Here is a 20,769-nt window from a genome sequence, read left to right as displayed (position 1 = left end):
CGCGGTGGCTGCGCGCGAGATCACGGCAGGTCGAGCGTGCGGTCGCGGTCCCACGCCTCGGTCCAGCCGAGGGCGTCGAACAGCCGGTCGAGCACGAGCGCGGTGAACCCCCACACGAGGTGCTCTTGCCCGCCGCTGGCGACAAGGAACCCGGGGCCGCGCCACGTCCGCCCGTCCCGGCGCATCCGCGTGGTGACGCGGCGCTGTGGAGCCAGCAGCTCGGCGACGGGGGCGCGGAAGACGTCGGCGGATTCCGCGTGGTCGATGACGCCGACCGGACTCTGCCGTTTCCACCATCCCACGACCGGCGTGACGACGAACCCGGTGACCGGGATGGCGAGCGGCTCCAGCACGCCGAGCACGTCGACACCGTCGGGGTCGAGCCCCGTCTCCTCGGCCGCTTCCCGCAGGGCGGCGGCGACCGGCCCGTCGTCTTCGTCGTCGATGCGCCCGCCGGGGAACGCGACCTGACCCGGATGCGAGCTGAGCGTCGCTGCTCGGGCGAGCAGCAGCACATCGAGGTCGCGCGAGACCGCCCGCGCCTGCGCTTCCCGGTCGGCCGGCAGCCGGTCCATCACGCCGAACAGCACGAGCACCGCCGCCGCCCGCGCCGGCTCGGCGGCGCGCAGACGCGGGCCGATCGGCCACGGCTGCAGCGCCTTCGCGTCAGCGGCGAGGTCGGCGAGCTGCCGCCGCGCAGAGACGTCGCCAGAAGCCATCATCCGAGCCTACGGCGCGTCCGCCCCGACAGGCCGTTCGCGTCGGATCGCCCCTCGCCGATCAGCGATGCACCCAGACGGTGGTGCCCATCTTGGCCCACTTGTAGACCCTCTTGGCCGCCTTCACCGGCAGGTTGACGCAGCCGTGGCTCATCACGTGGCCGAAGTTGTTGTGCCAGTACGCACCGTGGATCGCCTGGTTGCCGTTGAAGTACATCACCCACGGCACGTTTCGGGTGTAGTAGTGCGGATACAGGCTCAGGTTGGGATTGCCCATGTTCTGCAGGCGCAGCTTCGCGCGGATGCGATACACCCCGGTGTGGGTTCGGGTTCCCGGTTTGCCCGTCGAGACCAGGTACGTGCTGACGACCTTGCCGCCACGGTGCAGGTAGAGCCGCTGCTTGCTGAGATCAATCTCGATCGTGCGCCCGGCAAGGCGGAGCTTGACCGTCTTGCTGACGGTCGTGTACCCGCGCTTCTTCCCGGTCACGGTGACGCTCAGCGACCGGCCGGCGAGCGAGCGCGTCACCTTCAGGGTCGTCTTCTTGCCCTTCTTGATCTTCTTGCCGTCGGCATACCACTGGTACGAGAACTTCGTGCCCTTGGTCCACGTGCCCGGCACGACCTTCACCGTCATGCCCACGCGCTTGGCGCCGATGATCTTGGGCTTGGCGAACTTGGACGCCTTCGCCGTCGAGGCCGATTTCTTCGACACCGTGGTGTAGCCGGCCTTCTTGCCGGTGACGCGCACGGAGATCCGCTTGCCCAGCTGCGCGGACTTGAGCTTCAGCGTCGATTTCTTCGCACCCGAGATCCTCTTGCCGCCCGCGTACCACGTGTAAGTGAACTTCGTGCCCTTCGTCCACGAACCGGGCTTCGCCCTGAGCCGCGAGCCCACGGCGGCCTTGCCCACCAGCTTCGGAGTCGCCCTCTTCAAAACGCCGGAGGCGACGAGGCTAGTGGAGGTGGATGTCGCGGAGTGCTCGGATCCGCTCGCAGTGACGCTGATCCGCGTGCCGCGCTGCGCCGCCTTGAGCGTGAGCGTGGACTTCGTCGCACCCGAGATCGGCGTGTCGTTCGCCAGCCACTGATAGCTCGGCTCCGGCTCGCCCGTCCAACCCGAAGCCTCTGCCGTGAGCGTCTTGCCCACTCGAGCGGTGCCGCTGATCAGCACGGACGCGTCGCCGTCGTGATCGGCGTGCGCGGCCGTCGGCGCCACCGCCAACAGCACCGACGCCACCAGTGCGCCGGCGGCGCTCACCGCAACCGCGCGCACACGCGAGAATCCGCCCATCGTTAACCCCTCAGCTGCCGCGCCCCCGCGGCGGTTTGCGTGCGGCGCAAGCCGCCGGCCAGTCCCCGTGGCCATGGCCCATTCAAGCACACCCGTCCGACGGCGACCACCCGCCATCCCTGCCCCCTCTTCCCCGCGCCCACGGTCCCCGCCACCCCTCGAGTTGCCGCGTTCCGCGTCGCCCACCCACGAAACGCGGCAACCGAACGCGGCACCCCGCACCGGAGGTGGCAGTTGGCGCCGCGTCGGGGCGCGGGATGCGGCAACGCGCGCCACCTTCAGCGCAAAGGGCGGCGCAGACAAAGGGCGGCGCAGACAAAGGGCGGCGCAGAGGGGACGCGCTACAGCTTCTCGATCGGCGCGATCTTGATCAGCAGCTTCTTGGCGCCCGCGGAGTCGAAGCGCACGTGCGCGACGCGCTTGGCGCCCTCGCCAGTCACGGCGTCCACTCGCCCCTCGCCGAAGTCGTCGTGCCGGATGCGGTCGCCCGGTGCCAACTCGAGGTCGCCGTTGTCGCGCACCTTGGCCGGCACGCGATTGGCGAACCGCTCCAGCGACGTCGACGTGGGCTTCAGCGGCGGCGGGTCGTCGTGCCGCATCGGCCGCCACCCGGCGCGCCCCGAGCCCGCGATCGCGCGACCGCGCGAGTTGACGTCGCCGGGCGACTGCTTCCAGTCGATCAGCTGGGTCGGGATCTCCTGCAGGAACCGGCTCGGCATCGCGACCGACACCTCGCCGAACTGCGCGCGCGTCATCGCGAGCGACAGGAACAGGCGCTTGCGCGCCCGGGTCAGGCCGACGTAGAACAGCCGCCGCTCCTCCTGCGGGCCGCCCGGCTCGCCCGCCGAGATGCGGTGCGGGATGAGGTCCTCCTCGACGCCGGTCACGAAGACCGCGTCGAACTCGAGACCCTTGGCGGTGTGCAGCGTCATCAGCGACACCGAGCCGGAGGCGTCCTCGAGGTCGTCGGCGTCGGAGACGAGCGCGACCTCGGTCAGGAAGTCGGCCACCGTCCCCTCCGGGTTGTTGCGCGCGAACTCGCGCGTCACGGCGACGAGCTCGTCGAGGTTCTCCAGCCGCGCCTCGTCTTGCGGGTCTTTGCTCGCGCGCAGCGCGTCGAGGTAGCCGCTCTTGCTCAGCAGCACGTTCAGCCCGTCGGCGACCGCGGTGGGCGGCGGCAGTTCGCCCGAGGCCGGGACCAGGATCTCGGATGCCTCGGCCAGCACCTCGTCGAGCCGCCGGATCGCCGCCTGGATCTTCGGCCCGACGCCGAGCGCCGACGCGTTGGCGAGCGCGTCGCGGAACGTGATGCCGTGGGCGCCGGCGTAGCGGCTGATCGTCTCGATCGTGACGTCGCCGATGCCGCGTCGCGGCCTGTTGACGATGCGCCGCAGCGCCATCTCGTCGGCCGGGTTCGCGACCGAGACGAGATAGGCGAGGGCGTCTTTGATCTCGGCGCGCTCGTAGAAGCGCGTGCCGCCCATGATCTTGTATGGCACGGCGGCGCGGATGAAGATCTCCTCCAGAGCACGCGACTGCGCGTTCGTGCGGTAGAACACCGCCATCTCGCCGTAGCCGAGGCTGGAGCGGTGCAGGTCTTCGATCTCGTCGGCCACGAACTGCGCCTCGTCGTGCTGCGAGTAGCCGGTGAACCCGACGATCAGCTCGCCCGTGCCGACATCCGTCCACAGTTTCTTGTCTTTGCGGTCGAAGTTGTGGCTGATCACGGCGTTGGCCGCGTCGAGGATGTTCTGCGTCGAGCGGTAGTTCTGCTCGAGCAGGATGACACGGGCGCCCGGGAAGTCGCGCTCGAACTCGGAGATGTTGCGGATGTCGGCCCCGCGGAACGCGTAGATCGACTGGTCGGAATCCCCGACGACGGTGAGGGATGCCGCGTCCGACCCTTCCGGTCCCTGAGCTTGTCGAAGGGCCGGCTCGAAGATCATCATCCCGCCCGACGACGCGACGGGCCCGGCGTCCGCGCCGATGGGCCGCGTCAGCTCGTGGATGAGCGCGTACTGCGCGGCGTTGGTGTCTTGGTACTCGTCGACGAGGATGTGCCGGAAGCGCCGCCGGTAGGTGTCGGCGACCTCAGGGAACGCGCGGAAGAGGTAGACGGTCTGGCCGATGAGGTCGTCGAAGTCGAACGCGTTGGCGCGCTGCAGCTCGCGCTGGTAGGCGGCAAAGACGTCGACGAACGCGCGCTCGGCCGGGTCGTTCATATTGGCCTGCCGCGCGTACGACTCCGCGTCGGCGAGCTCGTTCTTGAGCTTGGAGATGCGGCTCTGCACGCTCGCCGGCGAGTGGCCGAAGGCATCCGCCTCGAGCTGTTTGACCAGGCGCTTCACGAGCGCGCGCGAGTCGCCCGAGTCGTAGATCGTGAACGCCTTCGTGAACCCGAACCGCTCGGCCTCGCGCCGCAGGATGCGCACGCACGCGGAGTGGAACGTCGAGATCCACATGCCGCGCGCCGCCTCGCCGACGAGCGACTCGACGCGCTCGCGCATCTCGTTGGCGGCCTTGTTGGTGAAGGTGATCGCGAGGATCTGGCTCGGCCACGCCTCTTTGTTGCGCAGCAGGCTCGCGATGCGGTGGGTCAGCACCCGCGTCTTGCCCGACCCCGCGCCGGCGACGATCAACAGCGCCGGGCCGCGGTACTCGACGGCGGCGCGCTGCGGCGGGTTGAGCCCCTCGAGGAGGTCGCCGTCGGCGCGCGTGCCGGCGTTCCCGACGATGACGGGCTGGATGGCGTCGCTCATTGCCCTTCGAGTCTAGGCTCGCCCTCCGACACCGCAGCACTCGCCGACAGTCCGCCGCCCGCGTGGTCGAATCGACCGCACGCTGGGCTCGCACTAGCGCCTCGTCAGACCAGCCGCAGCTCGGTGTCGATGGCCGCCGCGGTCCGCCGCAGGCGCGGCAGGTACTCCGCGAGCACGTGGTCGACGCTGTCGCGCGTGGCGCTGGTCGAGACGTTCACCGCGGCCACCACGTCGCCGCGCCGACCGCGGACCGGAACCGCCACCGAGCGCAACCCCGGCTCGAGCTCGCCGTCGACGAGCGCGAATCCGTCGTCGCGGGCACGGGCGACCGCCTCGCGCAGGGCGCGCGCGCCGGTCACGGTGCGCGCGGTCAGCGCGGGCAGGGCGGATGCCGCGAGCACGTCGTCGAGCTCGGCGCTGGGCAGGCCGGCGAGCAGCACCCTGCCCATGGATGTCGCGAACGCGGGGAACCGGGTGCCGATCGTGATGCGCACGCTCATGATGCGCCGCGTCGGCACGCGCGCAATGTACACGATGTCGGCCCCGTCGAGGACCGCGGCCGACACGCTCTCGTCGACCTCGCGCGACAGCGCTTCGAGGTGCGGCTGCACGATCTCGGGCAGCGACAGGGCGGAGAGGTAGCTGAAGCCGAGCTCGAGCACGCGCGGCGTCAGGCGGAAGCCACGGCCGTCGCTTTCGACATACCCGAGGGCCTCGAGCGTGCGCAGGAAACGCCGGGCCGCCGCCCGCGGCATGTCGGCGCGCCGCGCGACCTCGCTGAGCGTCAGCTCGGCATGGTCGGCGTCGAATGCGCGGATGACGGCGAGCCCTCGCGCGAGCGATTGCACGAAGTCGCCCGGCCGCCCCTCGTCGGCCCGCGCGGACACCCCCGCCCTACCTCTCCAGCACGACGGCGAGGCCGACGCCCACGCCGATGCAGATCGCGGCGACGGCGACCCCGCCGCCGCGGCGCTTCAGCTCGTGCGCGGCGTGCCCGATGATGCGCCCGCCCGACGCGCCCAGCGGGTGGCCGATCGCGATCGCGCCGCCGTGGATGTTCACTGCCGCCGGGTCGAGCTCGGTCCACAGCTTGAGGCACGCGAGGCTCTGCGCCGCGAACGCCTCGTTGAGCTCGACGACGTCGACATCCGCCCACGTGCGGCCGGCGCGCGCGAGCGCGCGGTTGGCCGCCTCGACCGGGGCGACGCCGAACAGGTCGGGCTCGTTGCCGGCAACGCCGCGACCGGTGACACGGGCCAAGGGCTCGGCGTCCACCGCGCCCTCCGCGCCGAGCAGCACAGCCGAGGCGCCGTCGTTGATCGACGACGAGTTGCCGGCGGTGACCGTGCCGTCGGCGGCGAACAGCGCCTTCAGCGCGCCGAGCCGGTCCAGCGACGTGTCGTCGCGGATGCCCTCGTCGCGCGCGAGCTCGACCCCGGCCACCTGCACGGTCTCGTCGTCGTACACGCCCGCCGCCCACGCCGCGGCGGCCAGCTCGTGGCTGCGCAGGGCGAAGGCATCCTGCTCCTCGCGGGAGATCCCGTGAATGGCCGCGAGCTTCTCGGCCGACGCGCCGTTGCTGATCGTCCACTCCTTCGGCAGCGCCGGGTTCACCATGCGCCAGCCGATCGAGGTGTTCCACAGGGTCTGGTTGCCGACGGCCGGCCACGGCCGCGGCGACTTCTCCACCACGTACGGCGCGCGGCTCATCGACTCCACGCCGCCGGCGAGGACCAGCCGGGCATCCCCTGCCTCGATCGCCCGCGAGCCCTGGATGACCGCCTCGACGGACGAGCCGCAGAGCCGGTTGACGGTGACCCCGGGAACGGATGTCGGGAAGCCCGCCAGGAGCGCCCCCATGCGGGCGACGTTGCGGTTGTCTTCCCCCGCCTGGTTGGCGTCGCCGAAGACGACGTCGTCGACGCGCGCGGGGTCGATGCCGGCGCGCTCGACGGCCGCCTTCATCACGACCGCGGCGAGATCGTCAGGGCGCACCCCCGACAAGGCGCCGGCGGCGCGGCCGAACGGCGTGCGCACGGCGTCGTAGATGTGCGTGGCCATTACTTTGCCTCCTCTTGCCCCTGAGCTTGTCGTCCCGGCCCCTGAGCTTGTCGTTCCGGTCCCTGAGCTTGTCGAAGGGCCGCCGGCACCAGCCGCAGCCCGGTCAGCTCGGCGAGCGACTCGACGGTGTTGTCGCCGAACGCCTCGCGCACCGCGAACCCGTCAGACGTGACGTCGAAGACGGCGTGGTCGGTGTAGACGCGGGTGACGCAGCCGACGCCGGTGAGCGGGTAGGTGCACCGCTCGACGAGCTTGGGGTCGCCGGCCTTGGTGAGCAGGTCGGTCATGACGTACACGTTCTTCGCGCCGATCGCGAGGTCCATCGCGCCGCCGACCGCGGGGATCGCGCCGGGGGCGCCGGTCGACCAGTTCGCGAGGTCGCCGCCCTCCGACACTTGGAAGGCGCCGAGCACGCACACGTCGAGGTGGCCGCCGCGCATCATGCCGAACGAGTCGGCGTGGTGGAAGTACGCGGCGCCGGCCAGAGCGGTCACCGGCTGCTTGCCGGCGTTGATGAGGTCGGGGTCGATGCGGCCCGCTTCCGGCGACGGCCCCATGCCCAGCATCCCGTTCTCGGTGTGCAGGATGATCTCCTGGTCGCGCGGCAGGTAGTCGGCGACGAGGGTCGGGGCGCCGATGCCGAGGTTGACGTACGAGCCTTCGGGGATGTCGGCCGCGACGCGGGCGGCGAGGTCGTGGCGGGAGACGCGCGTGCTCACTGGTCGACCTCCGACGGCCGGGCGGGCTGCGCCGGTGCGAGCGGGCGGCCCTCGACATCCACTCCCCCGACGAACTCCCCGTCGCGCAACCACGCGCGCTCGCCGACGGCCACGACGCGGTCGACGAACACGCCGGGGGTCACGACCGCCTCGGGGTCGAGCGCTCCGAGCGGGACTATCTCGTCGACCTGCACGACCGTCGTCGTCGCCGCGGCGGCCATGATGGGCCCGAAGTTGCGGGCGGTGCGGCGGTAGACGAGGTTGCCCCACCGGTCGGCGCGACGGGCCGAGACGAGCGCGAAGTCGGCCTTGATCGGGTACTCGAGCGCGTAGACGCGGCCGTCGATCTCGCGCGTCTCCTTGCCTGCGGCGAGTTCGCTTCCCACGCCGGTGGGCGAGAAGAAGGCGCCGATGCCGGCCCCCGCCGCGCGGATGCGCTCGGCCAGGTTGCCTTGCGGCACGAGCTCCAGCTCAATCTCGCCGGCGCGGAACAGCCCGTCGAAGACCCACGAGTCGTGCTGCCGGGGGAAGGAGCAGAGGATGCGGCGCACGCGCCCCTTCGCGAGCAGCGCCGCGAGGCCCACATCCCCGTTCCCGGCGTTGTTGTTGATGATCGTGAGGCCGGTCGCGCCCTGCGCGATCAGCGCGTCGATGAGCTCGACGGGCTGGCCTGCGCGGCCGAAGCCGCCGATCATGATGGTCGCGCCGTCCGGGATGCCGCGCACGGCCTCCTCGACGGTGGCCACGGTCTTGTCGATCACAGAGCACCCATCATCTGTTCGATGTGCGAACGCATGTGCGTTCTGCGACCAGCGTAGCGCGTCGACGATTGTCCCTGTGAACTCGCAGGAGCCCCGCGTACGCTGAGCCGGCGAACAAGGAGGCAGCCCATGACGCGCGTGCTCGCAGCCGCCGGCGCCGCCCTCGTGCTCTCGCTCACCGCCTGCTCCTCGGGAGGGACCGTGCCCGACTCCACTCCGCCGGCCACGCGGCCGCCGTTCCGCACGACGACCCCGGGGCCCATCGAGACCGCGCCGTCCGGCACTGCGACGCCAGTGCCCGCCGCGCGGTGGGACGCGATCGTCGCCGACCTCGCCGACCGCGGAGTCTCCGACGAGCCACAACTCGTCTCCGCCGAGGCGGTCACGTTCGCCAACGGCGCACTGGGCTGCCCGAAGCCGGGCGTCGCGTACACGCAGCAGGTCGTGGAGGGGATGCGGGTGGTCGTCCGCGCCGGCGGCGCCTCGTACGACTACCGCTTCGGCCGCGGCGACAAACCCGTGCTCTGCGAGCGCTGACTCGGTCCGCGCGAGGCCCTCCGGAGGTTGAGCGGGGCCCGCAGGGCCGAGACGAAACGCGCCAGGCCTCATGCGAACAACTCGCCACGTGTCGACTCGCTTCGCTCGCGAGGCGACCCGGGGCGTGGACGGTGCCCGCCGATCGGCGGGCACCGTCCACATGCTGTCTACCGCGCTCGGACGAGCACGGCCTCGTGCGAGCCGGCCGCGTTGTCGAGCACGACGGCCATCGCGCCGAGCGGCTGCTGCGCCTGGAACGCCGCGGCGTCCACATCGACCGACACCGTGACGCTGCCATTGCGTGGCACCGACTCGTACTGGCCGTTGCTGAGCGCCGGCGCCCACGGGTCGTACGCGGCCCAGGCCGAGAACGCGTCGTCGCCCAGGTTGACGTACGAGTAGCTCTCGACCGTGTAGTCGAAGGCTCCGGCGTCGGCCGTGAGGCCGAGGTCGCTCGCCCACACCGGGATGAGGATCGTGCTGCTGTCGGTCGGCGCCTGCGGGGCGAACCCGCTGGCGTACAGCTGCTGGCCTGCGACGTCGTAGACGAAGACCTCCGTCGTCCCGTCGAACGCCCCCGCGCGGACCGCCCCCGAGTCGGCCGAGAACACGATGAAGTCGGGCTCGCCGTCGTCATCAGTGTCGACGAGCACGTCGAACTCGTCCTGCGCGGCGCTCGACCAGCGCTTGTGGTTGTTCACGGCGAACACGAGCAGCTGGTCGCCGTCGCTCTCGAACGACTGCACGCCGGCGGCGCGCAGGTCGTACCCGGTGTCGACGAGGGCCTTGTCGGCATCCCGCCCGTCGCTCAGACCCCAGGTGTAGACGTCCGCCGCCGCGGCATACGCGCCGAGCGGGTTGGTCAGCGTGAAGGACTTGGCGCCCGACTTCACCTTGAGGCTCGAGGCGAACCACGGGGCCGCCGAGGCCGACGACACGCGGGTCGTCGAGCGCGGAACCATGAGGTACGGCACGCGCAGCGTCGAGCCCTTGGCGGTGAGCACGACGTCTCCCGAGAACTCGTGGAACGCGAACTCGTCGTCGCCGATCGACGACGGAACGACGCTCGCGCGAGCACCGACCGCGACGACGATCTTGGCCGACTTTCCAGGCTTGACCGTCACGGACTTCTTGCTGAGCACGACCTTCGCCTTCAGCGACTGCGCCGACGGCGTAGAGCTGACGCGATAGGTCACGGTCTTCTTCCCGTCGTTGCGCACCGTGATGGTCTTCACTCCCGAGAACGCGAGCGACGACTCCTGGAAGCCGAGCGAGAGCGCCGTCTCGCGCAGCCAGCCGCTGTCGGTGCGGAACGCGTCGCCGGTCGCCGTCACCTTCGTGCCCACGGCCTGCTTCGCGTCGACCAGGCCGACGCCGCCGCGCGTGGTCGACTGCCCGGAGACCTTGTCGGGGTCAGCGGTCGAGACGACCGCCGCTGCGACTTGGCCCGCGCTCCACTTCGGATGCGCTTGCACGGCGAGAGCGGCGACGCCGGCGACATGCGGCGTCGCCATCGACGTGCCCGAGAGGGTCTCGGACCCCGCGCCCGTGCCCACGCCGGTGGACACGATCGACACGCCGGGCGCGGCGACATCCACTCCGAGCGCGCTGTCGCCCGAACGCGGCCCGTTCGAGCTGAACGACGCATAGTTGCGGAATCCGGGGTTCTGCAGCTCCGCGGCCGCGATCGTCGCGTTCTCGCCGACGGCCGCCTCGAGCGTCTCCCCGACGGAGAGCGGAACGCCGAGGAACGGGATCGTGACCTCGTACTCCTCGCCCGTGTCGGGGTTCGACAGGATGGTGCCCTCATATGGCGGGTAGTCCTCCGACGTGTTCACCATGACCGCGGCCGCGGCGCCCGCCTGCTGGGCGAAGATCGCCTTGGCCACGCGCGCGCAGACGCCGCGCGTCGCCACCGCGAGCTGGTTGCTTCCCGCCGCGACGCCCGCGTGCTCGTAGGCTTCCACCGAGCAGCCGGTCGACTCGTCTTCCTCCGTGGTCTCCGGGTCGTCGGAGAGGTAGACGACCGGCAGCTCGCCGAGGCCGTCCAGGCTCGCGCCGTTCGCGTTGATGGCGGGGATGGCTTGGCCTCCCACCGTGATCTCCGCGCCCGGGAACGACTCCGAGCTGTCGACCGCGGCGACCGAGATGACGCCGTCGCCGGCGCCGGGCGAGCCGACGATGTAGGGGCTGGGGCCGGAGTTGCCCGCCGCCGCCACCACGACGACGCCCGCGCCGACGGCGTTCGACGCCGCGACCGCGTCGGGGTCCTCGCCGCGGCCGAAGTCCGATCCGAGCGACATGTTGATGACGTCCATCCGGTGGTCGACTGCCCAGTCGATCGCGGGCACGACGACCTCGCTCGACCCGTCGCAGCCGAAGACGCGCAGCGCGTACAGGTCGGCCTGGGGGGCGACGCCCGGGCCGATCGTCCAGTCCTTGTCGGCCGTCGCCTTGTTGTACGGGCCCGTGTAGGTCTGGCCCGCGTCGGTGACGCCGCTGCCGGCCGCCGTGCCGGCGACGTGGCTGCCGTGTCCGTTGCAGTCCAGCGGGTTCGGGTCGGGCTGGGGCGTTGCCGTTTCGGTCTCGCTGGCGTCGTAGTCGTCGCCGACGAAGTCCCATCCGCCCTTCACGCGCGGAGCACTCGGGCCGAACCACGCCGGGTTCGCCGACGACGCGCTCGTGGCCGCGGCCTGCTCGAACGCCTCGGTCGTGCCGGGGCCGGCGAAGTTCGCGTGCGTGTAGTCGACGCCGGTGTCGATGATCGCGACCTTGACGCGCTTGCCCGTGTACTTCGTGCTCTCCCACACGCTCGGCACGCCCAGGAACGGCACCGACACCGCGTTCTCGATGTCGTAGCGCTTGACGGGGTGGATGGCGACCACATTGGGCAGGTCGGCGACCGCGTCGACCTGCTTGGCGGAGATGTCGATCTGCAGCCCGTTGTAGGCCGACTGCATCTTGGCCTCGATCTTGCCGCCCTTGCTCGTGATCGACCCCGCGATGGCGTCTTGCTTCTTCTTCAGGCGGCTCTTGATCGTGGAGCGCTCGCCGTCGCTGAGCTCGCGGCCCTCTTCGGCCTCGACGACGGCGACGGGGTCGCCCTTCATCTCGACGATGACGGTGACGCGCCCGTTCGAATCGATACTGAGCGGCTTGGCGGCGGTGCCGACCGGGCCGCTGCTCTGGGCTTTCTGGAATCGCGCGGCCGGGTCGTCGTCCGACGAGGCGGCGAACGCCGCCGTGGCGGGAACCGACAGCGCCAGCGCTGCGGCGACCGCGAGGGTGCGGCGGTACGCGTGTGGGTGAGACAAGGGGCGACCTTCTTTCTGCGTGCGCACAGACATCTCCCGCCTGGTGAGTGCGCGGAGACCTTTGGGCAGGCTAGGCGCTCCGTTCAGGAGAGTCAACGGGTTCACTCAGCATTTGTTCAGCTTTCATATTTGACACGTGAAATGCGCGGTCACATAGTGCACATTGCTCAACGGCCGGGTTAGCGTGAAGGCCTTCGCGGCGATCCGGGCGGTCCCGGGCACCGGCTCATAACCGGGCGCGTTGCGGGTTCGACTCCCGCCGTCGCGTCCACTTGCCCGGGCGCCCCGTTCGTCTGAACAGAGCGTTTCGCCAGATCAGGACATTTCGCGGGGTCAGGACGTTACCTGCCGAATCGGCCTGAGTGCGCGAGATCAGGAGATTTCGCGAAGGCGCGGCACAACCGGGACTCACGGTCTCACGCTATGGCGACGAAAGCCTGCACGCCGAGGTCGGGGTGGTCGACGAACACGCCGTCGACCCCGGCATCCCGGATCATCGCCCACTCGGCCGCGTAGTCGCCGAACGCCGCCGGTCCCCCATCGCGCCGGAACGGCGGCTCGAGGAACGCGTTCTCGGGCCGGCACGTCCACGTGTAGACGAGCAGCCCGCGCTCGTGCGCGTCGGCGACGATGCGGCTCGGCCCTGCCGGCCCCTGAGCTTGTCGAAGGGCGCGGCCCAGCGCGTTCGGCGCGAGGATCATGCGCTTGCTGACGCTGATGCCGTCGACACGTCCGACCAGGGCATCCAGGCCCGCCGGCCGCGCGGTCGCCCGGTACGTCGGAGCGGCGCGGCCGTGGGCGGCGACCAGGTCGGCGGGGCGCCCCGCGGCCTCCAGCAGGTAGACGACCGGGGCCGGGATGCCGCGCTCGCGCACGCCAGCCAGCACGGTCTGCTCGAACGACTCGATGACCAGCGGCGCGGCGGCGTCCGCCCAGCCGGCCTCGCTCAGCTCGTCGGCGACGAGCTGCGCGACATCCCACCCCAGCCCTGCGAAGTAGGTCGCGTGCTTGATCTCGAGCACGACGCCGACCGCGCGCTCGACCGGCGCCGCCCGCACGAGGTCGAGCACGTCGCGCAGCCGCAGCACGGGCTCGGCGCCGTCGAACGCCGCGCTGCCCGGCCGCAGCTCGGGCAGCCGCTCGCGGCAGCGCAGCGTCGCGAGCTCATCCCACGTGAAGTCGTCGGTGAACCAGCCCGAGTGCTCGACGCCGTCCACGCGCTTGGTGGTGCGGCGGCCGGCGAACTCCGGGCGGTCGGCGACATCCGTCGTTCCCGAGATCTCGTTCTCGTGGCGCACGACCAGCACGCCGTCTCTCGTGACGACGACGTCGGGCTCCACCGCGTCCGCGCCCTGCGCGATCGCCAGCTCGTACGCCGCGCGCGAGTGCTCCGGACGGTAGCCGGGCGCGCCGCGGTGCCCGATGACGAGTGGATGCCGGCGGCTCACCGTTCCACGGTAACGGCCGGGCGCGGCCGCCCGCCGATGGCCGTCTCATAGCTGTCTCACAGCATCCGCCCGAACGACCGAAGACGGGCGTCCGATACGCTGGAAACCGCAGCACGGTGCTGCGTCCCTGACTTTGGAGTGTGAGAGCAGTGGCCCTCAACAACCCCGCATTCAACAACCCCGCCTTCCAAGACCAGCGGGCGGTGCAGACCTACCCGGGCGGCCCGCAGGCCGCGACGATCGGCCAGTCGCAGCAGGCGTCGGCGCAGGCCGCGGCGGCCAACGCCGCCATGAACGCCCAGCTCGAGGGCGCCTTCGCCGCCCCGCCGGCGGGCTCTGCCGAGACCGGCCGCATGACGATGGAAGACAGCGTCCACAAGACGTTCGCGCTGTTCGGCATCCTGGTCGTGGCGGCCGTCGTGGGCTGGATGTGGTCGATGTCGACGCTCAGCGTCGAGACGCAGACCGGCCCGACGATGCTCCCGTGGATCGTCGGTGGCCTCGGCGGCTTCGTCCTGTCGCTGGCGGTCATCTTCACCTCGCGCAAGAAGGTGCGCCCCGGGCTGATCTTCGCGTACGCGGCGTTCGAGGGCCTGTTCGTCGGCGGCATCTCGGCGTTCTTCGAGTTCATCTGGCCGGGCATCGTCGTTCAGGCGACGCTCGGCACCCTCGCGGTGGTCGGCGTCACGCTCGCCCTCTTCGCCAGCGGCAAGATCCGCGCCTCGCAGCGCGCGACCAAGATCTTCATGATCGCTATGGTCGGCTACCTCGTGTTCTCACTGCTGAACGTGGTGCTCATGTGGACCGGCGTCGTGTCCGACACGTTCGGCATGAGCAGCCAGCCCAGCCCGATCTTCGGCATCCCGTGGGGCGTGCTCATCGGCGTCTTCGTCGTGATCCTCGCCGCGTACTCGCTCGTGCTCGACTTCGACCAGATCCAGCAGGGCGTGCGCAACGGCGCTCCCCGCGAGTACGGGTGGCTCGGCGCCTTCGGCGTGCTGGTGACCGTCGTGTGGCTGTACGTCGAGATCCTGCGCATCATCGCCATCGCACGCGGCGACTGACCCGCTGAACCGTCGAAGGGCCGTCCGGGACCACCGGGCGGCCCTTCGCTGTGCCCGCGCCGACGTGCTCTGCCCTGGACGGAACGGGGTGGATGCCGCTCAGACGCGCTCGATGCGGAAGACGGGGAAGTCGGGCGCGATCTCGAGCAGCCGCTCGTCGGGCGACGAGGCGTCGACCCCGTCGAAGAAGCGGCCGACCTCCCACGCCCACGCCTTCAGGTACGCGCGCAGGATCGGGGGCTTGGCCGCATCCTCCACCTCCGCGGCCGTGAACGGCGTCACCCGCAGCCCGGAGCGCAACTCGCCGCGGCCGGCCACGCGGAGGTTGCGCACCCACTGCGCGTGGCCGCGCGGCGCCACGAGGTAGACCGCCCCGGCCACGCGCAGCGGATTGACGGGCGTCGTGCGCCACTCCCCGCTGGAGCGGCCGCGCACGGCGAGCACGCGGCTGCCCGCGAGCGGGAGGCCGATGCGCGTCAGGAATCCGACGACGCTGTTGAAGACCTCGTCGACGCGCGTGGGCTTGACGAACCTCATTCTCTTCCTCCCGCATCCTGCGCCGAATCTACACTCGGTGTGTAGATTCGTGTCGAAAACTACACCAGATTGTAGAATATCCTGCGAATCCACCTGCCCTGGAGGTCTTGCATGGCGCCGGACTCGACACTGTCCATCGGGGACGCTGCGACTCTGCTTCGCCTCTCCTCCAGCCGCGTGCGCCAGCTGACCGACAACGGCGTGCTCTCTGCCCACCGAACGCCCGGTGGCCACCGCCGGTACGACCGGGACACACTTCTGCGGGAGTGGCGCCGGTGGCGGTCGGCCGACAACGAGGGCGACCCGCCGAACTGGCGGCACACGTACCCGCTGCCGGATCTCCGCGAAGACGACGTGTGGCGCGACGTGCGCCAGCAGCTCGAAGACCGCACGCACGTGCCCGAGCGCGCCCGGCACATCCTCGCCTACGCAGTGACGGAGATGGTGAACAACGCCATCGACCACTCGGCGGGGCGGACAGTGGACATCGCACTCTCCCTGCGGGAGAGGTCAGCGGTCATCGCCATCGCCGACGACGGGATGGGGGCCTTCGCGAATCTCTCCGAGAGACTCGGCCTCGGTGGCGTTGAGGCAGCCGTCGTCGAGATCACAAAGGGCAAGCGGACCACAATGCCCGACCAGCACACCGGCGAGGGCATTTTCTTCACGTCGAAAGCCGTCGACGTCTTCTCGATCACCGCGAACGGCTTCAGCGTGGTCTTCGACAACGTGGTCGCCGACGTCGCGTTCGGCGCCTCGTCGCGGCACGGCACGACGGTGGTTCTCACACTGGACCTCGACACCGCTCGCGTGCTCGCCGACGTCTTCGGCGCCTACACGGACGACGCGGGACGATTCGACCGCACGACGCCCCGCATCGAGCTCGTCTCCATGGAGGGCGAGTTCATCAGCCGCAGCGAGGCGAAGCGGTTCGCCGCGGGGCTGGAGAAGTTCACTCGTGTCGAACTCGACTTCACCGGCGTGCCGATGGTCGGGCAGGGGTTCGCCGACGAGCTGTTCCGCGTGTGGCACCGCCAGCATCCAGACATCCGGCTCGACGTCATCGGCGCGAATCGCGGCGTCGCGCTGATGATCAATCGCGTGGAGCGCTGACGCTACTCCCACTCGATGGTGCCGGGCGGCTTCGATGTGACATCGAGCACGACGCGGTTGACCTCGCGCACCTCGTTCGTGATGCGGTTCGAGATGCGGGCGAGCACGTCGTACGGCAGGCGGGTCCAGTCCGCGGTCATCGCGTCTTCGCTCGACACCGGCCGCAGCACGATCGGGTGGCCGTAGGTGCGGCCGTCGCCCTGCACGCCCACCGACCGCACGTCGGCGAGGAGCACGACCGGGCACTGCCAGATCTCGCCGTCCAGGCCGGCCTTCGTCAACTCCTCGCGCGCGATCGCGTCGGCGTCGCGCAGCACCTCGAGGCGGCCGGCGGTCACCTCGCCCACGATCCGGATGCCCAGTCCCGGGCCGGGGAACGGCTGGCGCCCGACGATGGCCTCGGGAAGGCCGAGCTCGCGGCCGATCGCGCGCACCTCGTCTTTGAAGAGCGTGCGCAGCGGCTCGACGAGCTCGAACTGCAGGTCGTCGGGCAGGCCCCCGACGTTGTGGTGCGACTTGATGTTCGCCGTGCCGGCGCCGCCGCCGGACTCGACCACGTCGGGGTACAGCGTGCCCTGCACGAGGAACCGGATCGGCTCGCCGTCGGCAGCCGCCTCCGCCACGAGCGACTGCTCGGCGGCCTCGAAGGTGCGGATGAACTCGCGGCCGATGATCTTGCGCTTGTGCTCGGGGTCGCTCACCCCGGCGAGCGCGTCGAGGAACTGCGCGCGCGCGTCGATCGTGACGAGGCGGATGCCGGTGGCCGCGACGTAGTCGTGCTCCACCTGCTCCCGCTCGCCCTTGCGCAACAGGCCGTGGTCGACGAAGACACACACGAGCTGGTCGCCGACCGCCTCGTGCACCAGGGCTGCCGCGACCGCCGAGTCGACGCCGCCGGACAGCGCGCACAGCACGCGCGCGCCACCGATCTGGTCGCGGATGCGCGCGACCTGCTCGGCGATGACGTTGCCGCTGTTCCAGTCGGCGGGAAGACCGGCCGCGCGGTGCAGGAAGTTCTCCAGCACCCGCTGCCCGTGGTCGCTGTGCTTCACCTCGGGATGCCACTGCACGCCGTAGAGCCGGCGCTCGTCGTCGCCGAAGGCGGCCACCGGGGTGGCCGCCGTCGAGGCCAGCACCGTGAAACCCTCCGGGGCGCGCGCGACCTGGTCGCCGTGCGACATCCACACGTTCTGCGTCTCGGGCTGCCCGCCCAGCAGCACGCCGCCATCGCCGTCGAGCCGGGCATCCGTCGCCCCGTACTCGCGCAACCCCGTGTTCGCGACCTCGCCGCCGAGCGCTTGCGCCATCACCTGGAAGCCATAGCAGATGCCCAGCGTCGGCACGCCGAGCTCGAACACCCCCGCGTCCAGGGCGGGAGCACCGGGCTCGTACACCGACGACGGCCCGCCGGACAGGATGATGCCGACGGGATTCCTCGACGCGATCTCGGCGGCGGTCTCCGTGTGCGGCACGATCTCGCTGTACACGCCGGCTTCGCGCACGCGCCGCGCGATCAGCTGCGCGTACTGCGCGCCGAAGTCGACGACCAGGACAGGACGCTGGGATGTCTCGGTCTGCTCGGTCACTCCGAATTCACCGCTGCCCTTCGATCGGGATGCTGGAGGTCAGGGTCGAGTGCCCGGCGAGCTGGTCGCCGAGCGCGACGTCCGCCTCGCGCTCGGCGAGGTGGCGTTTGACGTCGCGGGCGACGATGGCCTCCATGATGAACGACAGGAACGGCACGATTCCGCCCGAGGCGAGCAGCAGGAAGCGCCAGAACGGCCAGCGCATGAGGCTCCAGATGCGGAAGCACGAGAACAGGTAGACGACGTAGAACCACCCGTGCACGATGAGCACCGTCATCGACACGTTGAGCCCGTCGCCGGTGGACACGTGGCCCTGGGGCCCCTCGATCACCGGCGCCCACCACGCGATGCCGCCGGAGCCGCCGAGGAACAGCTCGTAGCCGAAGCCGTACTTGACGATCATCTCGGCGCACAGCAGCAACAGGAACGTGCCGGTGATGGCCGAGCAGACCTGGTAGAACCGCAGTGCGCGCCGGATCGCCGGGAACAAGGCGAGCTTGGGCGCGGGAGGCATGCGTCCAGTCTATTCGCCGCGACATCCGCGCCCGCCGCTACCCCGGCGTCGGCGGTATCGTCGGAGGAGCCCGTCAGGAGAACCACATGTCCATTGCTGCCGACCACGCCACGCGCACCCACGACGTCGCCGAACTTCAGGCGAAAGCGCGCGACCACCTCTGGATGCACTTCACGCGCCAGTCCACCCTCGAGCGCGACGGAGTGCCGATCATCGTGCGCGGCGAGGGCCACCACATCTGGGACGCGGACGGCAAGCGCTACTTCGACGGGCTCGCCGGCCTGTTCGTCGTCAACGCGGGGCACGGCCGCCGCCGGCTCGCCGAGGCCGCAGCGCGGCAAGCGGAGCAGCTCGCCTTCTTCCCGCTGTGGTCGTACGCGCACCCGTCGGCGATCGAGCTGGCCGACCGCCTCGCCGCGCGGGCGCCGGGCGAGCTCAACCGGGTGTTCTTCACCACCGGCGGCGGGGAGGCCGTCGAGACGGCCTTCAAGCTCGCGAAGCACTACTGGAAGCTGCGCGGCAAGCCCGCCAAGCACAAGGTCATCTCGCGCTCGGTCGCCTACCACGGCACCCCGCAAGGGGCGCTGGCGATCACCGGCATCCCGTCCATGAAGGCGATGTTCGAACCGATCACCCCCGGCGGATTCCGCGTGCCGAACACGAACTTCTACCGGGCCGCCGAGATGAGCGCACCGGGCGACGACCTCGAGGCCTTCGGCCGCTGGGCCGCCGACCGCATCGAGGAGATGATCGAGTTCGAGGGGCCCGACACGGTCGCCGCGGTGTTCCTGGAGCCCGTCCAGAACTCGGGTGGATGCTTCCCCCCGCCGCCCGGCTACTTCCAGCGTGTGCGCGAGATCTGCGACCGCCACGACGTGCTGCTCGTCAGCGACGAGGTCATCTGCGCATTCGGGCGCATCGGCCCGACGTTCGCATGCGAGGCGTACGGGTACGAGCCCGACATGATCACGTTCGCCAAGGGCGTCACCAGCGGCTACTCCCCCCTGGGCGGCACGGTCGTCTCGGAGCGCGTCTACGAGCCGTTCTCGAAGGGCGACACGACGTTCTACCACGGCTACACGTTCGGCGGGCACCCCGTCTCGACCGCTGTCGCGCTGGCCAACCTCGACATCTTCGAGGAAGAGGGCCTGAACGACCGCGTGCGCGAGAACTCGCCGCTGTTCCGCGCGGCGCTGGAGAAGCTGCGCGACCTGCCCATCGTCGGCGACGTGCGCGGCGACGGCTACTTCTTCGGCATCGAGCTGGTCAAGGACAAAACCACCCGCGAGACGTTCAACGAGGACGAGTCCGAGCGCCTGCTGCGCGGCTTCCTGTCCAAGGCGCTGTTCGAGGCCGGGCTCTACTGCCGCGCCGACGACCGCGGCGACCCCGTCATCCAGCTCGCCCCGCCGCTGACGATCGGCCCCGCCGAGTTCGACGAGATCGAGCAGATCCTGCGCGGCGTCCTCACGGAGGCGTGGACGCGCCTGTGAGCTCGGCCGCCTCCAGGTCCTCGACCTCGCGCTCCCACGCGTCTTTGGCGAGGCGGTACCAGAGGTAGAAGGCGAAGCCGCAGAACACCGCCCACTCGGCGGCGTAGAAGATGTTCAGCCAGTTCACGCCCGGCCCCTCGACAGGAGGCGGCGAAGAGATCGCGGCGAGCCCGGCGACGGGCTCGGCGGAGGTCAGAAACGGGCGGTACACCTCGAGCGAGTCGATGTTGTGCCAGCGGCTCAGCAGCGCCGCCGGCGACATCCGGACCAACTCGGTGGTCGCCGCGTCACGCGGCGGCGGCACGGGCCCCTCGTCGGCGATCAGCCGGCCGGTCCAGATCGCGGAGTCGCCCGCGGCGGCCTCGTCGAGCCGCGCCGCGGCGGCATCGGCCTCGGCCCGCGTCGGCGCCCAACCGAGCGCCACCGCGAGCGACGTCGGCTGCTCCGTGCCAGCGAGCCGGAGCTGCCCGGTCACCCAGTAGCCCTCGACCCCGTCGTTGAACCGCGAGGAGACCACGATGAAGTCGCCGGGCACGAGCCATCCCTCCACCGACACGCGCTGCCCGATGAACGGGTCGGGCAGGTAGGCGCCCGGCTGGACCACCTCGTCGATCGGGCGCACCTGCTCGCTCGAGCCGGGCGGGTTGGGATTGACAGCGATCGCGCGGCCGAGCTGCCACTGGCCGAGCCACGCGAACACCCCGGCGACGACGAGGCACAGCCCGAGCAGCGCGAGCCAGCGCGGTCGCACGAGCACTTCGCGCAGCGTGGGCGGGAAGACGATCCGCTCCGGGGCGCCGCCCGCCGCGGGCTCGTCACCGCTCGTCTGGCTTGGCTCGCTCACCACCGA

17 protein-coding genes and 1 tRNA gene are annotated in these 20,769 nt (G+C 70.8%); 5 read left to right on the top strand and 13 right to left on the bottom strand.

The genetic code is table 11. The features are described 5' to 3' along the window. Window positions 1–20 precede the first annotated feature (20 nt). The 7 genes from QM611_RS09340 to QM611_RS09310 form a co-directional block, all read right to left on the bottom strand. A complete protein-coding gene (locus tag QM611_RS09340) occupies window positions 21–722 on the bottom strand; it encodes an NUDIX hydrolase (RefSeq protein ID WP_415079637.1) in 702 nt (233 codons plus the stop codon). Between the two features lie 58 nt (window positions 723–780). After that, window positions 781–2,013, bottom strand: coding sequence for a L,D-transpeptidase family protein (locus tag QM611_RS09335; protein WP_415079636.1), 1,233 nt, complete (start codon window positions 2,011–2,013; stop codon window positions 781–783). Window positions 2,014–2,354: 341 nt separating this feature from the next. Continuing rightward, window positions 2,355–4,772 carry an ATP-dependent helicase gene (locus QM611_RS09330; RefSeq protein ID WP_415079635.1) on the bottom strand — a complete coding sequence of 806 codons (2,418 nt, stop codon included), beginning with the start codon at window positions 4,770–4,772 and terminating at the stop codon, window positions 2,355–2,357. Window positions 4,773–4,876: 104 nt separating this feature from the next. Next, window positions 4,877–5,659 (bottom strand): IclR family transcriptional regulator C-terminal domain-containing protein, encoded by a 783-nt coding sequence (locus QM611_RS09325; RefSeq protein WP_415079634.1) that lies wholly within the window; start codon window positions 5,657–5,659, stop codon window positions 4,877–4,879. Window positions 5,660–5,666: 7 nt separating this feature from the next. Then, entirely contained in the window at window positions 5,667–6,833 is a 1,167-nt protein-coding gene (locus QM611_RS09320; protein WP_415079633.1) for a thiolase family protein, read from the bottom strand. Beyond that, window positions 6,833–7,552: a 3-oxoacid CoA-transferase subunit B gene (locus QM611_RS09315; protein ID WP_415079632.1), complete on the bottom strand. Its 720-nt coding sequence runs from the start codon at window positions 7,550–7,552 to the stop codon at window positions 6,833–6,835. The genes QM611_RS09320 and QM611_RS09315 overlap by 1 nt, the downstream gene beginning before the upstream one ends. Next, window positions 7,549–8,313 carry a 3-oxoacid CoA-transferase subunit A gene (locus QM611_RS09310; RefSeq protein ID WP_415079631.1) on the bottom strand — a complete coding sequence of 255 codons (765 nt, stop codon included), beginning with the start codon at window positions 8,311–8,313 and terminating at the stop codon, window positions 7,549–7,551. Before QM611_RS09310 ends, QM611_RS09315 begins: the two co-directional genes overlap by 4 nt. A gap of 129 nt (window positions 8,314–8,442) precedes the next feature. On the opposite strand from QM611_RS09310, the gene QM611_RS09305 reads away from it, so the two are divergent. Then, window positions 8,443–8,850 (top strand): hypothetical protein, encoded by a 408-nt coding sequence (locus QM611_RS09305; protein WP_415079630.1) that lies wholly within the window; start codon window positions 8,443–8,445, stop codon window positions 8,848–8,850. Between the two features lie 167 nt (window positions 8,851–9,017). Here the strand turns inward: QM611_RS09305 and QM611_RS09300 are convergent, their stop codons facing one another. Beyond that, entirely contained in the window at window positions 9,018–12,164 is a 3,147-nt protein-coding gene (locus tag QM611_RS09300; RefSeq protein WP_415079629.1) for a S8 family peptidase, read from the bottom strand. Window positions 12,165–12,359: 195 nt separating this feature from the next. Here QM611_RS09300 and QM611_RS09295 point away from each other — a divergent pair. Beyond that, window positions 12,360–12,435 (top strand) — tRNA-Met (locus QM611_RS09295). 145 nt (window positions 12,436–12,580) lie between these two features. Here QM611_RS09295 and QM611_RS09290 read toward each other — a convergent pair. Continuing rightward, complete coding sequence (locus tag QM611_RS09290) at window positions 12,581–13,612, bottom strand: glycerophosphodiester phosphodiesterase family protein (RefSeq protein ID WP_415079628.1); 1,032 nt, start codon at window positions 13,610–13,612, stop codon at window positions 12,581–12,583. A gap of 149 nt (window positions 13,613–13,761) precedes the next feature. Between QM611_RS09290 and QM611_RS09285 the strand changes: the two genes are divergently transcribed. Further along, window positions 13,762–14,676, top strand: a complete 915-nt coding sequence (locus tag QM611_RS09285) for a Bax inhibitor-1/YccA family membrane protein (RefSeq protein ID WP_415079627.1) — start codon at window positions 13,762–13,764, stop codon at window positions 14,674–14,676. A 99-nt stretch (window positions 14,677–14,775) separates the two neighbouring features. Here QM611_RS09285 and QM611_RS09280 read toward each other — a convergent pair whose 3' ends face one another. Beyond that, window positions 14,776–15,213, bottom strand: a complete 438-nt coding sequence (locus tag QM611_RS09280) for a nitroreductase family deazaflavin-dependent oxidoreductase (protein WP_415079626.1) — start codon at window positions 15,211–15,213, stop codon at window positions 14,776–14,778. Window positions 15,214–15,324: 111 nt separating this feature from the next. Here QM611_RS09280 and QM611_RS09275 point away from each other — a divergent pair, with 111 nt between their 5' ends. After that, the gene (locus tag QM611_RS09275) at window positions 15,325–16,326 is read left to right on the top strand and encodes an STAS-like domain-containing protein (RefSeq protein ID WP_415079625.1); all 1,002 of its coding nucleotides are present in this window, start codon (window positions 15,325–15,327) and stop codon (window positions 16,324–16,326) included. Window positions 16,327–16,328: 2 nt separating this feature from the next. Here QM611_RS09275 and guaA read toward each other — a convergent pair whose 3' ends face one another. Beyond that, window positions 16,329–17,912 (bottom strand): glutamine-hydrolyzing GMP synthase, encoded by a 1,584-nt coding sequence (gene guaA, locus QM611_RS09270; RefSeq protein WP_415079624.1) that lies wholly within the window; start codon window positions 17,910–17,912, stop codon window positions 16,329–16,331. Between the two features lie 7 nt (window positions 17,913–17,919). Continuing rightward, window positions 17,920–18,426, bottom strand: coding sequence for a DUF3817 domain-containing protein (locus QM611_RS09265; RefSeq protein WP_415079623.1), 507 nt, complete (start codon window positions 18,424–18,426; stop codon window positions 17,920–17,922). 86 nt (window positions 18,427–18,512) lie between these two features. Between QM611_RS09265 and QM611_RS09260 the strand changes: the two genes are divergently transcribed. Then, complete coding sequence (locus tag QM611_RS09260; protein ID WP_415079622.1) at window positions 18,513–19,919, top strand: aspartate aminotransferase family protein; 1,407 nt, start codon at window positions 18,513–18,515, stop codon at window positions 19,917–19,919. On the opposite strand, the gene QM611_RS09255 is transcribed toward QM611_RS09260, so the two are convergent. After that, on the bottom strand, window positions 19,894–20,703 hold the full coding sequence (locus QM611_RS09255) for an SURF1 family cytochrome oxidase biogenesis protein (protein WP_415079649.1): 810 nt from the start codon (window positions 20,701–20,703) through the stop codon (window positions 19,894–19,896). The two genes, QM611_RS09260 and QM611_RS09255, sit on opposite strands and share 26 nt — an antisense overlap. Between the last annotated feature and the right edge of the window lie 66 nt (window positions 20,704–20,769).

The sequence above is a fragment of the Microbacterium sp. genome (assembly GCF_047606685.1).
Classification (GTDB): domain Bacteria; phylum Actinomycetota; class Actinomycetes; order Actinomycetales; family Microbacteriaceae; genus Microbacterium.
Note: the sequence above shows the minus strand (reverse complement) of the source record. Positions and strands in the feature narration are given on the sequence as shown.